At 73.2% G+C, this 14,188-nt stretch carries 9 protein-coding genes; 6 read left to right on the top strand and 3 right to left on the bottom strand.

Going from position 1 to position 14,188, the window contains the following annotated elements; all coding sequences use genetic code 11:
- Positions 1-54: 54 nt before the first annotated feature.
- Entirely contained in the window at positions 55-828 is a 774-nt protein-coding gene (locus ACGFNV_RS19065; protein WP_393623855.1) for a sugar isomerase domain-containing protein, read from the bottom strand.
- A 136-nt stretch (positions 829-964) separates the two neighbouring features.
- Between ACGFNV_RS19065 and ACGFNV_RS19060 the strand changes: the two genes are divergently transcribed.
- From ACGFNV_RS19060 to ACGFNV_RS19035, 6 genes are all read left to right on the top strand, one after another.
- The gene (locus tag ACGFNV_RS19060) at positions 965-1,849 is read left to right on the top strand and encodes a MurR/RpiR family transcriptional regulator (RefSeq protein WP_393623854.1); all 885 of its coding nucleotides are present in this window, start codon (positions 965-967) and stop codon (positions 1,847-1,849) included.
- Between the two features lie 113 nt (positions 1,850-1,962).
- Positions 1,963-6,330, top strand: coding sequence for an NEW3 domain-containing protein (locus tag ACGFNV_RS19055; RefSeq protein ID WP_393623853.1), 4,368 nt, complete (start codon positions 1,963-1,965; stop codon positions 6,328-6,330).
- Complete coding sequence (locus ACGFNV_RS19050; RefSeq protein ID WP_393623851.1) at positions 6,327-6,983, top strand: peptidyl-prolyl cis-trans isomerase; 657 nt, start codon at positions 6,327-6,329, stop codon at positions 6,981-6,983. The genes ACGFNV_RS19055 and ACGFNV_RS19050 overlap by 4 nt, the downstream gene beginning before the upstream one ends.
- Before the next feature lie 141 nt (positions 6,984-7,124).
- The gene (locus ACGFNV_RS19045; protein WP_393623849.1) at positions 7,125-8,504 is read left to right on the top strand and encodes an extracellular solute-binding protein; all 1,380 of its coding nucleotides are present in this window, start codon (positions 7,125-7,127) and stop codon (positions 8,502-8,504) included.
- Positions 8,505-8,506: 2 nt separating this feature from the next.
- Entirely contained in the window at positions 8,507-9,523 is a 1,017-nt protein-coding gene (locus ACGFNV_RS19040) for a carbohydrate ABC transporter permease (protein WP_393623847.1), read from the top strand.
- Positions 9,520-10,398: a carbohydrate ABC transporter permease gene (locus ACGFNV_RS19035; protein ID WP_393623845.1), complete on the top strand. Its 879-nt coding sequence runs from the start codon at positions 9,520-9,522 to the stop codon at positions 10,396-10,398. Before ACGFNV_RS19040 ends, ACGFNV_RS19035 begins: the two co-directional genes overlap by 4 nt.
- Here ACGFNV_RS19035 and ACGFNV_RS19030 read toward each other — a convergent pair.
- Both ACGFNV_RS19030 and ACGFNV_RS19025 read right to left on the bottom strand, forming a co-directional pair.
- The gene (locus ACGFNV_RS19030; protein WP_393624072.1) at positions 10,388-12,556 is read right to left on the bottom strand and encodes a glycoside hydrolase family 3 N-terminal domain-containing protein; all 2,169 of its coding nucleotides are present in this window, start codon (positions 12,554-12,556) and stop codon (positions 10,388-10,390) included. The genes ACGFNV_RS19035 and ACGFNV_RS19030 overlap by 11 nt on opposite strands.
- A 451-nt stretch (positions 12,557-13,007) precedes the next feature.
- On the bottom strand, positions 13,008-14,180 hold the full coding sequence (locus tag ACGFNV_RS19025; RefSeq protein WP_393623844.1) for an N-acetylglucosamine kinase: 1,173 nt from the start codon (positions 14,178-14,180) through the stop codon (positions 13,008-13,010).
- Positions 14,181-14,188: the final 8 nt, after the last annotated feature.

The raw sequence follows: 14,188 nt of genomic DNA, 5'->3' as shown, positions 1-14,188 counted from the left end.
GTGCCCTCCGAGCCACCGTGATGGCCCCCGCACGACGCCCCTTGTCTCCCCCCCTCAGCTCGCCGTCCGCCGGATCCGCCCCGCGTACCGCCTCTCCAGTTCCAGGTTGCTCTCGAAGCCGCCGGGGACGTTGGCCGAGACGTAGACCGGGGGGCGCTCGCCGGTGGCGAGGAGTCGGGCGGCGGTTTCGGCGACGGTCATCTGGACGAGCATGACGCCGGTCAGGGTGGAGAGGGCGCAGACGGAGCCGCCGTCGGGGAGTTCGAGGAGGGCGTCGCCGCGGGGGGCCGCGTTGTCGAGGACGACGTCGGCGAGGTCGGCGAGCTTCTTGCCGCTGGGGTGGCCGGCGGGGACGGCGCGGGTGTGGGCGAGCGAGGTGATGGCGAGCAGGCGGTGGCCGCGCTCCTTGGCGTGCAGGGCCATCTCGACGATCACGTTGTTGACGCCGGAGTTGGAGATGACGACGAAGAGGTCCTGGGGGCGCGGGGCGGCGAGGTCGTAGAGCCGCGCGGCGACACCGGATGAGCGTTCCAGAAGGGGATCGTCGAGAACGCTCGGGGCGTCGCCGCCGTACAGGACGAGGTCGGCGATGCTCAGCCGGTTGGTGGGCACCAACCCGCCCGCGCGACCGGCGAGTTCGAGGACGAGGGCCTGGGAGTGGCCGGTCCCGAACGCCTGGATCACGCCGTCCGCGCGCACGCACTCGGCGATCAGTGCGGCGGCCCGGGCCACGTCGTCCCGGGCGGACTCGGTGACGCGGTGGAGGACGGCCAGGCCTTCCTGCGCGAACCTCTCGGCGCTCACGGACTGGACGGACTCGACGGACACTCGATACTCCCCAACGCCGACGCCACGAGGCCTGGTGGATTGAACCACCCCTCGTGCCCCTCTCGATGAATCAATAAATCATATGCGGTCCTGGTATTCAATCAGCGCGTCAAACGGTGGCTGATACCTTCTCCCCATGCCCTCGACCGACGTCACCACCCTGATCCGCACGGAACTGCCACGCCTGGCCGGCTCTCTCCGCAAAGTCGGGGAGCTCATCCTGGAGGACCCGGCCGCCGTCACCCACTGCTCGGCCGCGGAACTCGGCCGCCGCACCGGCACCTCCCAGGCCACGGTCACCCGCTTCTGCCGCGCCATCGGCCTCGACTCCTACCAGCACCTGTTGATCGAGCTGGCCCAGGAGCGCGGCCGCGGCGAGGCCTCCGACTGGGGCAGCGCCGAGATCGGCCCCGACATCTCACCGGACGACGACCTGGAACGGGTCGTGCAGGTCGTCGGCAGCGCGGACCTGCGGGCCGTGCAGCAGACCATCGACCGCATCGACCTCGACGCGATCGAGCGCACGGCGCAGGCCATGGCCCGCGCCCGCCGCATCGACGTCTACGGCGTCGGCGGCAGCGGCGCCGTGGCCCAGGAGACGGAGACCCGGCTGTTCCGCATCGGCTGCGCGGTCCGCGGCTGGACCGAGGTGCACGCCGCCGCCACCTCCGCCGCCCTGCTCACCCCGGCGGACGTCGCCATCGGCATCTCCCGCTCGGGGGCGACCCGGGAGACCCTCGAGCCGTTCGAGCTGGCCAAGGAGCGCGGCGCCACCACCGTGGCGATCACCGCCGACCCGCGCTCGCCGCTCGCCCGCGCCGCCGACATCCGACTCATCTCGTCCACCTCGGAGACCCGCTTCCCCACCGGCATCATCGGCGCCCGCCACTCCGTCCTGGTCCTCATCGACTGCCTGTACGTCCGGGTCGCCCAGCTCTCCTACCAGCGCGCGAGCGCGTCGCTGGCGCTGACCGACCACATCGCCGGGCAGCACGTGGTCAGGAACCGGCGCGCCCGGTGAACCGTACCGAAATGTAGGATTGAGCCAACCGTAAATCGCGAGGATGGTTGTTTGAACCATCCTCCGGTGTCACCATGGGGCCCCGCCGAGCATCCCTCCCGCGGAGGAGCCCCATGCGCGTCACCTCTGTCGAGTCGACCGAGCTGTTCGTCGGAACCGCCGAGCAGCCGCGCCAGGTCCTCGCCGTCGAGCTGAGCCACGTCCCCGGCCGCAGCGTCCGCCTCACCGTCGAGGGCCGGGGAGTCGCCGGAGAGGCCGTCGCCACGACGGACGACGACGGCGCCCTGCGCGCCGAGATCCCCGTGACCGCCGAGGGCCTCGCCCCCGGCGACCGCCGGGGGATCACGGTGACCGCCGAGGACGGCTCCCACGTCGCACGGCACAGCGCCGAGTTCACGGCCGCCGAGCCCGGCTGGACCATGTTCATGGTCAGCCACTTCCACTACGACCCCGTCTGGTGGAACACCCAGGCCGCCTACACCGAAACCTGGGACGTCGCCGACGACCCCGCCCGCACCGGCCTGCCCGCCCGCACCTTCGACTCACGCGGCCAGTCCGGCATGAGCCTGGTCCGGGCCCACTGCGATCTGGCCCGGCGCGACCCCGCGTACACCTTCGTGCTCGCGGAGGTCGACTACCTCAAGCCGTACTGGGACGCCTTCCCGGAGGAGCGCGCCTTCCTGCGCCAGCTGATCCGCACCGGCCGCGTCGAGATCATGGGCGGCACCTACAACGAGCCCAACACCAACCTCACCGGCGCCGAGGCGACCGTACGCAACGCGCTGTACGGCGACGGGTTCCAGCGCGGGATCATCGGGGCCTCCCCGGAGACCGCCTGGCAGCTGGACGTCTTCGGGCACGATCCGCAGTTCCCGGGGCTGATGGCGGACGCGGGGGTCACCTCCAGCTCATGGGCGCGCGGGCCGTTCCACCAGTGGGGGCCGACGCTGTCCGTGTTCGGCGAGGAGCCGAGGGACCCCGGGCGGATGCAGTTCCCGGCCGAGTTCGAGTGGATCGCCCCCTCCGGGCGCGGGCTGCTGACCGCGTACATGGTCAACCACTACGGCGCCGGCTGGGCGATCGACAACGCGCCGACCCTGGCCGAGGCGGAGGCGGCCGCCCTCAAGCTGTTCCGGGGGCTGAAGAAGGTCGCGCTCACCCGCAACGTGCTGCTCCCGGTCGGCGGGGACTACGCGCCGCCGTGCCGCTGGGTGATGGCCATCCACCGCGACTGGAACGCCCGGTACGTCTGGCCGCGCTTCGTCAGCGGCATCCCGCGCGACTTCTTCGCCGCCGTACGGGCCCAGCTCGCCGGGGAGGGCCGCCGGGCCTCGCCGCAGACGAGGGACATGAACCCGGTCTACACCGGCAAGGACGTCTCCTACATCGACACCAAGCAGGCCCAGCGCCACGGCGAGACACTGCTCGCCGACGCCGAGCTCTGGGCGACGCTCGCCTCCCTCGTCACCGGCCATCCCTATCCCGACGCGGCCCTCGACAAGGCGTGGCGGCAGCTGATCTACGGAGCCCACCACGACGCCATCACCGGCTCCGAGTCCGACCAGGTCTACATCGACCTGCTGACGGGCTGGCGCGAGCTGTACGACCTCGCCGGGACCGTGCACACCGACGCGACCCAGGCCCTCGCCGACCGTGTCACCCCGGGCGGCGGCCAGGACCTGGTCGTCTTCAACTCCGCGACCTGGGAACGCCGGGACGTGCTCAGCGTCGACGACCCGGACCTCGTCCCCCTGGACGACGGCTTCCAGCCGCTGCCCGCCGTACGCGACGACGACGGGCGCCTCCGGGTCGTGACCCCGACGACACCGGGCACGGGCCTCAGGGCCCTCCCCCTCGCCAGAGGCCCCTTGCCCGGGTGGACCAGGGGCGAGGGGACGACGATCCGCAACGCGTTCTACGAGGTGACGGTCGACCCGGCACGCGGCGGCGCCGTCAGCAGTCTGCGGGCGCTGCGCGAGGGCGAGGCCGAGGGGGGCCGGGAGCTGCTGCGCGCCGGTGACGTCGGCAACGAGCTCGTCGTGCAGGAGGAGTACCCGAGGCACCCGCGCTTCGGCGAGGGCCCCTGGCACCTCACCCCGACCGGCACCACCGTCGCCCGCAGCCGTGACGTGCGCGCCGACATCGATGTCGAGCACTCCCCCGCCGGGTCCCGGATCACCGTCCGCGCCGACCTCGGCGTCTTCCGCTACACCCAGCGGCTCACCCTGTGGACGGGCGTCGACCGGCTCGACGTGTCCACCACCGTCGACGGGTACGACGGCGCCGACCGGCTGATCCGGGTGCGCTGGCCGTCGGACGTGCGCGGCGGGCTGCCGGTGCACGAGGTGGCGGACGCGGTGATCGGGCGGGGCTTCGGCTTCGTGGACGTGGACAGCGAGCGGTTCCCGTGGACGCTGGACAACCCGGCGAACACCTGGTTCGGGCTCGGCTGCACGGCACGGGTCGCGGTGCACGACGACACGGAACGGCTTCTCGGCCACCGGGCGATCGGGGTCGCCGAACTGGTCTTCGCCTCCTGGGATGAGGCCGGTGAGCTCGGCACCCCGCTCGCGGCCGCGCTGGTCCGGGCGGGAGTCACCGCGACCTCGACGATCGCGGGCGGCCCCCGGTACGGCGATCTGGAGGTCGACTCCAACCTGCCCGACCTGCGCGTGGCCGTCGGCGGGCCCGACCGCAACGCCGTGGTCGCCGAGGCCCTCGGCTGGGACCCGGCCGCCGCGCGCGAGCTGCGCCGGCAGATCGCCGACGGCGGGGTCGCGGCGGTGTGGGTCGCCCCGCGCGCCTCGCTGCGCGAGGAGTGGGTGCCCGGGGCGGACCTGCGCGACCTCGAACGGCTGCCGCTGCTCGTGGTGGCGGGCGCCCTCCCCGAGGACGACGCCAAGGCCGTGGACGCGCTGGTCGACCAGCTCGACGACACCGCGACCGTGCGGGCCACCGCGGCGGGCGGCGGCGAGGCGCTGCCGCCGGGCGACGCCTGGGACGGCCGCAGCTTCGCGATCCTCAACCGCGGCACGCCGGGCTGTGTCGTCACCCCCTCCGGCGACCTCTACATGTCCCTCATGCGCTCCTGCACCGGCTGGCCCTCCGGGATCTGGGTCGACCCACCCCGCCGCACCGCCCCCGACGGCTCCGCCTTCCAGCTCCAGCGCTGGTCCCACACCTTCGAGTACGCCGTCGTCGCGGGCGAGGGCGACTGGCGCGAGCTGCGGCTGCCGCAGGCCGGGCATGCGTTCAACCACCCGCTCACGGCACGGCTGAGACGCCCGTCGCAGGACACGCCGCTGCCGAGGACCGCGACCCTGCTGGCGCTGGAGCCCACGGGCACGGTGCTGCTCGACGCCCTCAAGCCGGCGGGCTCACCGCTCGCCCGGGGCAGCGTGGCACCGGCTGACCCGCGGCGGGGGGTCGTCGTCCGGATGCACGAGGTCAACGGACGCGCCGCCGTGGCCCGGGTGCGCGGGCCGCGCCGGTGGACGGACGCCACGCGGGCCGACGTACTGGAACGCCCCGGCGAGCCGCTGCCCCCGGAGGCGGACGGCTCCCTGAACGTGCCGCTGACGGGCTTCGAGGTGGCCACGGTCCTGGCGACCCCCGCCCCGGCGGCACCGGCCACCGGCACCACCGCGACACCACCCACCGGCACCACCACGGCCTCCGCCTCCGGCGCCGCCCCGGCGACCCCCGACACCGGACAGCCAGCCCCCGAGTCCAGCCGCGGCCCGGCAGCCCCCGCCTCCGCCCCCGGCATCGCCGCCCGGGAGCCCGCTCAGCCCGTGCACACCCGGTACTGGCTGCACAACTCGGGGCCCGCGCCCCGCGGCAACATGCCCGTGGCCGTCTACCTCTCCCCCGCTGCCCTCACCGTCTCCGGCCCCGTCACGGCGACCGTCCGGGTCGGCTCGGAGCTGACCGACGCACCGGTGTCGGGCGCGGTGCGCCTTCAGGCGCCGGCCGGCTGGTCGGTGGAGCCCGCCGAGTTGCCGTACGCGCTGGGCCCCGGCGGGTTCACGGTGGGCGAGGTCACCGTGGTCCCGCCGCCGGACGCGGTGCCCGGCCGGCACTGGCTGAGCGCGCGGCTGTCGTACGGCGGGCAGGTGTACGAGGACGTGGTCGGCCTGGACGTGCCGGGCGAGCCCCCGGGCCCGACGCTGGTGTCCGGGCTCGGCGTGGACCGGGTGGCCGTACGCCGGGGCGAGCGGGCCCGGGTCCCGGTGACCCTGCGCAACCCCACCCGCGGGCCGGTGAACGGCACCCTGTGGGCCGTGTCCTCGTGGGGCACCTGGGCGGGGGTCGCGCCGGGCTGCCAGGGGTTCACGGTGGAGGCCGGGGAGGAGGCTGAGTACACCGTCGAGGTGGACGGCTCGGCGGTGCCGCCCGGCACGTACTGGCTGATGGCGAAGCTCGCCTGGCACGGCTGTGTGGCGTACACGGAGGCGGTGCCGGTGGAGGTGACGCCGTGAGGGGACACGGGGCGCACGGACCGGCTCCCGGGGAGCACGCGGCCCTGGTGGACGGCGTGGCCGTCCCACGGGCCCGGGTGGACGCCCTGCTCACCGCCGTCCCGGCGCGGGATCGCGAGACGCGTCCCGAGGCGCTCGCCCGCGCCGAGCGGCAGCGGCGGCGCTGGGCGACCCAGGTCGTCGTCACCGACGAGCTCGCCCGCAGGAGCTGCGAGGAACGCGGGCTCGCGCCGCCCGACGAGGTCTCGCCGTCCCGGGTGCTCGCGGTGGCCGGTACGGACGTCGCCGACCTCGGCAGCATCGTCGCGGCGGCGCTCGCCCACTCCCCGGCCGCGCACGCCCTGTTGGCCGAGCTGGAGCGCGAGCAGGAGGTCCCGGAGGAGTCCGTGCGGGACTACTACGACCGCAACCCGGACCGCTTCCTCACCCCCGAGGCGCTGCGCCGGGGCGTCGACCCGTTCGGCGGGGCGGCCCCGGAGGACTTCCTGCCCTACGAACGCGCCCGCGACGGCATCACGCGCGAGCTGCGGCGGACAGCGGGCCGGCGGGCCTTCTTCGACTGGCTGGACCGGGCCCGCGCCGGGGTGGAGTACGCCCCCGGGCACGAGCACCCGGGCGACCCGTCGCACCCGGACCACGAACACCGGCACTGATCAAGCCGACCGCACGCCCGGAACGCAAACGCAACACGGGAAACCATTGACCTCCGATGAATTCTGGTCCACCTTTTCATCAATCGGGGTCAGAGTTGGTGATTTGAACCAGCAGTCTGGAACCAGCAGGAGGCAGCAATCATGCGTGCGAGAAGACTTTCCGGATCCCTCACCTGTCTCGTCGTCCTGTCGCTGACGGCCGCCGGGTGCGGCCTGTCCGGCGGCGGGTCCGACAACAAGGGCTCCGCCACGGCCGGGGCGTGCAAGGTGGACAAGGGCAACGTCGGGTCCGGGAAGCTCACGGGCGAGGTCAAGGGCAAGATCACCTTCCAGACCACCAATCTGAAGAAAGACTTCGGCGGCTTCTTCAACGGAGTGATCAAGGCGTTCGAGGCGGCCAACCCCGGCACCTCGGTCAAGTGGATCGACGACCCCGGCGACAACACGTTCACCCAGCGCACGGTCGCCGACGCGCAGGCCTGTACGTTGTCGGACGTCATCAACGTCAACGCCCCGACCGCGACCGCCCTCACCAAGGCCGGTTACCTGCTCGACCTGAGTGCGAAGGACCCGGACGTCGCGAAGCCGTTCGTCCCGTCGTTCTGGAAGTCCGCCACCTTCCAGGACGCCTCCGGGAAGGCGATCCACACCACGCTCCCCTGGTACACCGGCGGCGTCCTGCTGACGTACAACAAGGACCTGCTGGAGAAGGCCGGCATCGACCCGGCGAAGCCGCCGACGACGTTGTTCGGAGTGTTCGCCGACTACGAGAAGGTCGCCAAGGCGGGCAAGGGCAAGTTCTACGCGACGATGGCCAACCCGATCTGGCGGATACCGTCCGATTGGGACCAGATGAACATCAAGACGCTCTCCGCCGACGGCAAGACCGCCACCTTCGCCGACGACCCGCGCACCACCCAGTGGGTCGCTTGGATGGCGAAGCTGTACAAGGAAGGCGCGATGCCGAAGGACTCGCTGTCCTCCAGCAACGACCCCTCCACGCTCTACAGCCAGGGCAAGGTCGCCTACGGCTCGACGAACCCGAGCTTCGTGCGGTTCGTGAAGCAGAACAGCCCGTCGGTCTACGCCAAGACGGCCGTCGGCCAGCAGCCCTACGACGCGCTCGGCCGCGCCTCCGCCGGTGCCCCGCAGTACATCTCCGTCGCCGCGACCAGCAAGCACGCGCCGGTAGCGCTGGCGTTCGCCGAGTTCCTCACCAACGCCGAGAACCAGACGGCCTGGTGCAAGGACCCCAACGTGGTGATCTTCCCGACCACCTCGGCCTCGCTGGAAGACCCGTTCTTCCAGAACGTGACCGGTGACGATCCCTTCTCTCAGGCCCGCAAGCTCGTCGCCGACCAGCTCAAGACGGCCGACACCAACCAGACCAACCTCTCCCCGGCCGTGCAGAACGCCATCGTGAGCCAGGTGCAGCTGGCGATGCAGGGCAAGAAGAGCCCCGAGCAGGCCGTGAAGGACGCTCAGGAGAAGGCCGACGAGCTGCTGAAGCAGGGCAGCTGACCGTGACGACGCAGACCGTGAAGCCGGTGCCCCTGCCCGGCGCGGAGCCCACCTCCGCGCCGGGCACGGCCCCGTCCCGCCTCCGCCGGCTGGCCCGGGCCGTGCTGCCCGGTCCCGCTCCCGGCGCCAACGGCGCGGCGCTGTACCGCCGCTGGTGGCTGCCCTGGCTGTGGACCGCCCCTGCCATCCTCTGTGCGGCGGTCTTCGGCGTGTTCCCGTTCCTCAACACTGTCCTGCTGTCGTTCACCGACGCCAAGCCGCTCGGCGGCGTGGCGAACTTCGTCGGGCTGTCCAACTACACCCGGATGCTGGACGACCCCGACTTCTGGCTGGCGACCCGCAACAGCGTGCTGTACGCGGTGATCGTGGTGCCGCTGATGGTGCTGCTGCCGCTGCTGCTCGCCGTTCTGGTGGAGAAGAAGCTCCCCGGCATCGGGTTCTTCCGGTCGGCCTTCTACACGCCGGTGCTCGCCTCCAGCGTGGTCGTGGGCCTGAGCTGGCAGTGGCTGCTCGCCGACGACGGACTGATCAACACCTGGCTGCAGCAGGCCCATCTGATCCGGGACGCCATCCCGTTCCTGTCCGACTCCTGGCTGATCCTGTTCTGCGCGATGGGCCTGACGCTGTGGAAGGGGCTCGGCTGGTACATGGTCTTCTACCTGGCCGCCCTGGGGAACGTGCCCAACGAGCTGCACGAGGCGGCGGCGATGGACGGCGCCGGGGCGATCCGGCGCTTCTGGCACATCACCGTGCCGGGCGTGCGGCAGGCCATGATGCTGGTCGGCACGCTCACCGGCATCGGCTCACTGCGGGTGTTCACCGAGATCTTCATGCTCGGCAGCTACACCGGAGGCCCCGGCGGCGCCGACCGCACCCTGCCTTTCTACATCCGCGACGTCGGCCTGGACCCGATGACCGGCAACGCCGGATACGGCTCGGCGGTCAGTGTGGCGCTGTTCCTGCTGACGCTGGGGCTGACCCTGCTGGCGCAGCGCCTGACGAAGGAGGACGAGTCATGACGACCGCTGTGCGCAAGCGCGGGCGCCTGGTGCCTCGCTGGCGGGACTACGGCCGCCCCCGCGAACTCGTCGTCCGCTATCTGTTGCTGCTCTTCGTGCTCGCCATCACCGTCGGACCGCTGCTCTGGCAGCTCCTGGCGTCGCTGAAGAGCACCAGCGAGGACGTCTTCGGGGCGGGCGCCACCCTGCTGCCGCACCACCCGACCCTGCGTGCCTATGAGGCGATCTTCGAGCAGGTGCCGGTGGCCACGTACATCAGGAACAGCCTGATCGTGGTGGTCCTGTCCATCACCAGCCAGCTGGTGTTCTCCACCACGGCCGGCTACATGCTCTCCAAGCCCGGCTGGAAGGGCCGCAAGGTGGTCTGGGTCGTGCTGGCCGCCTCCATGATGTTCCCCTTCGAGTCGATCATGGTGTCGCTCTTCCTGAGCATCCGTGACCTGGGCCTTGTCGACAACGTGGTGGGCGTGTGGCTGCCCGGTTTCGTCGGCGCCATCAACGTCCTGCTGATGCGCGGTGCGTTCCTGGCGGTGCCGCGCGAGATCGAGGACTCGGCGATGCTCGACGGCGCGAGCGAGTGGCAGCGCTTCCGGCACCTGTACCTGCCGTCCGCGTGGGGCGCGATCATGGTGGTCGTCATCAACACCTTCATCAGCGCCTGGGACGACTTCCTCTGGCCGCTGATCGTGCTGCGCTCGGAGAACCACATGACGCTGACGCTGGGCCTGTCACGGCTGCAGAGCTCGTCGTTCGGCTACGACCAGCGGATGGTCATGGCCGGGTCGGTGATCTCCATCATTCCGGTGCTGCTGCTGTTCGTGATCACGCAACGGTGGTTCTACAAGGGAGTGTCGGCGGGGGCCGTCAAGTTCTGAGGTCGAGGACGACGGGTGCGGCGGACAGCGCGGCCCGCGCCGACTCGGCGACACGGATCTCCACCGTGGTCCCGGGACCGGCGCTGGCCTGCGGGAAGGCGAGCGTGCGGGTCTCGCCCGGCGCCAGGTCGACGGCCTGGAAGCCGCGGAGTTCCAGGGTGCGGGGCCACACGGGGGCCCGCAGGCGGCGCATGTAGAGCTGGGCGACGGTACGGCCGTACCGCTGCCCGGTGTTGGTGACGTCGACCCGAACGGTCCGTCCGTCCGCCCGCGGCGGGCCGTACGCAAAGCTCGTGTACGACAGCCCGTGCCCGAAGGAGTACAGCGGCTCGGCGCTGTCGTCCGCGTAGGCTCCGTACTCGGTGTCCTTGTGGTTGTAGTAGACGGGGAGTTGGCCCGCCGAGCGCGGGACGGAGACCGGGAGGCGGCCGACGGGTTCCGCGAGCCCGAGCAGCACCTCGGCGACGGCGTCGCCGCCCCACGGCCCCGGGTACCACGCGGTGAGCAGCGCGGCCGCGCGGTCCGCCGCCTCGGGGACGGCGTGCGGGCGGCCCTGCACCAGGACGACCGCCGTGGGCGTGCCAGTCGCAGTGACGGCGTCGAGGAGGGCGTGCTGGGCGGGGCCGAGGCGCAGTCCGGCGAGGTCGACGCCCTCGCCGCAGGTCATCTCGGAGACGACCGTGCGCGCGGCTCCGTTGGCGTCGAACTCCGTGTCGGGCGTACGGGCGCTGCTGCCGCCCAGGACCAGGACGGCCACGTCGGAGCCGGTGGCCGCGGCGACCGCCTCGGGGATGCCCGTACGGTCGTCGCCGGTGAGGGCGCAGCCGTGGGCGTGGCGGATGTCGGTGCCGGGCGGGGCCAGTCGGCGCAGCGCGTCCAGCACGGTGCTCCCGGTGCCGGGGAGTTGGGGGGCGGTGTAGTCGCCGAGCTGGTGGGCGGTGGTGGCCGCGTGGGGGCCCAGCACGGCGATGCGGGAGACACCGGGGCGGATCGGGAGCACGCCGGTGTCGTTGTGGAGGAGCGTCACGGCGGCGCGGGCGAGCGCGGTGCTCACCTCGCGCCCGCGCTGGGCCGGCGGCGGCGGCGTGTGCGGGCCGTACGGCCGCTCGAACAGCCCGAGCCGGAACTTCAGGCGCAGTACGCGGGCCACGGCGGCGTCGACGGCCTCCTCGCCGACCAACCCCCGCTCGACCGCCTCCTCCAGGTGCGTGAAGCCCTCGTCCCACAGGCTCAGGTCGACACCGGCTTGGAGGGCGAGAGCACCGGCGGAGACCTTGTCCCCGGTGATGCGGGCCAGCCGGTCGACGGCGAGACCGTCCGCCATGACCAGCCCGTCGAATCCGCACCGCTGTCGCAGGAGCCCGTCGAGCAGGGCGCGGTTTCCGCAGCAGGGCAGGCCGTCGACCTCGTTGTACGCGGCCATCACGGCGGCGGCCCCGGCGCGGACACCGGCCTGTGCCGCCGGGAGGTGGATGTCATGCAGCTCGCGCGGGCCGAGCTCGGACTCGGCGGAGTTGCGGCCGCCGACGGTGGCGCCCTGACCGGCGAAGTGCTTGAGGACGACGGGGGCCTTGTCGGCGGCGAAGTACGCGTCCGCCCCCTCTGCCCTTCCTTGCATGCCCCGCACGAGTGCCTCGGTGAGCCGGGCGGCCAGGTACGGGTCCTCCCCGAAGCACTCCTCCGTCCGCCCCCAGCGCGGGTCGCGCGCGATATCCAGCGCGGAGACGAGTGCCACGTGCCCGCCGCGGGCCCGCAGTTCGGCGGCGGCATGGGCGGCGGCACGCTCGTACAGTTCCGGGTCCCAGGTGGCCCCCACGGCGAGGTTCACCGGCAGGACGGTGCCGTCCAGGGCCATGTGGCCGTGCGGGACCTCTTCCACGAACAGCGCGGGAATGCCGAGGCGACTGCGCTCGACGACATGCCGCTGCACCAGATCGGCGAGGTCCGCGCTGTCCCCCGCCCCCGGCCCGCTCCCGTGCCCGACCCCGGACCAGGCGTCGGCCCGCATCAGCCCGTAGAGCGCCCCGAGCCCCTCGAAGCGGTCCGTCTCGGCACACAGGGCCTCGGTGATCTCGAAGCTCCCGTCGGGGGTGCGCCGGTAGGCGTCCCAGCCGTACATCCGCTGGTTGAGCTGCCCGACCTTCTCGCGGAGGGTCATCCGGGAGAGGAGGTCGGCGACGCGGGCGGCGAGCGGGAGGTCGGGGTCGCGGTACGGAGGCAGGGCCGGCCCTCCGCCGCCGATGGCGCCAGTGCGGGTTCCGGTGCCGCGCGAGTGCCCCTGGGCCGACGGACGGGGGCGCCCGGCCGACTCCGCCGTGAGATGCCGTGCCTCCGCGCTGGCGGCCGGGGGGTGCGGAGCGGCGGCCCCGGCCGCCGCACCCGACCCCTCGACCGAGCCGACCGCCGACGCGTCAGCCACCTGGCGCAACACACCGGGCAACCCGACCACCGAACCCGACAGGCCACCCGAGCCGGCCACCGAAGACGAGGCCTCGGCACGGCCCGCCGCCGGGCCCAACACCTCAGCCGCCCCCGCCGCCGGAGGCGACGGCTCGGTCGGGTCGGTCGGGTGAGGTGGGGGCGGCATGGTGGTCCTTTCCGCGGGGGTGTCAGGCCTCGTCGGTGAGGGCGAGGCGGGCCAGGGCCAGCGCGCCCGGGGAGCCGTCGGTGACGGGGTCGATCGTGAGGCCGAGGGGGCGGAGGCGGTGGGTGAGGGGGGTCAGGAGGGGGCCGTCGGGGCCGAGCAGGCCGCCCGTGACGACGAGGCGCTCACCCGGGCGGGGTGCCAGCGCCTCGACGGTGTCGGCGAGATGGTCGGCCGCCTCCTGGAGGATCGCCTCGGCGACGGGGTCCTTCTCCTGGGCGGCCAGCGTCACCAGCGGGGCGAGGCGGGCGAGCTGGACCGGCGGACGGTCCATCACGGCGGGCAGCACATGCATGCGGTAGGCCGCACGCTGCGCCGGGGTCCAGCGCGGGCCGCCTTCACGGCCGTACGGCAGCCCGTGCCCCCTGGGGGCCTCCCCCGCCAGCGCGTCCCCCAGCGAGACCTCTCCCGGCAACACACCGCCGGCCAACCAGTCGCCGGGACCGACCCCCGAGCCGATCCCCGAACCGACCTCGGAACCGGCCTCGTCCGGCAACACAGCCCCCGGCACCCCCAGCTCCCGGCCCACGAGACCGGCCAGCACCGTGGGCCTGCCACGGCCGTCCGCCATGCGGAGGGCGGCCCGGGCGGCCTCCCGGCCGATCCAGAAGCCGCTGCCGTCGTCGCCGAGGAGCCACCCGTCGCCGCCCGCCGTCGCCCCGTAGACGCGGCCCTCGATCCGTGCCGCGACCGCACCGGTCCCGCCCACGAGCGCGATCCCGTCGGCGGGGTGCCCGGGCGCGGAGGCGAACGCGGCCTCGATGTCGCTGTGGATCTCGATCACGGTGGCGGTGATGCCGAGCCGCCCCAGCGCCGCGGAGAGGGCGGCCTCCGCCCGGACCCGGCCCGGCTCGTCTGCTGTGCGCGCGGCCCCCGCGAAGCCGCCCGCCACGGCGACCACACGCCCCCGCAGCCGCTCCGGCACCGCCCGTCCCACCGCCTCCACGAGATGCTCGGTGAGCTGCGGCACCGGCACGGTCAGCGCGTTCCCCGGCCCCCCGCCGCCCTCACCCAGCGGCCCGCCGCCCGCCACGGCGGCCAGGACGGCGCGGGTCCGGGTGCCACCGGCGTCGACGCCCACGACGTAGGCGTCGGCGTGCGAACCGGCGGCGAAATCCTGGTTCAAATCATTATTCATTGGCGCCC

It is taken from the genome of Streptomyces sp. NPDC048751 (assembly GCF_043198595.1).
Lineage (GTDB): Bacteria > Actinomycetota > Actinomycetes > Streptomycetales > Streptomycetaceae > Streptomyces.
The sequence above is the reverse complement of the archived record's forward strand: the minus strand, read 5'-3'. Positions and strand labels throughout refer to the sequence as shown.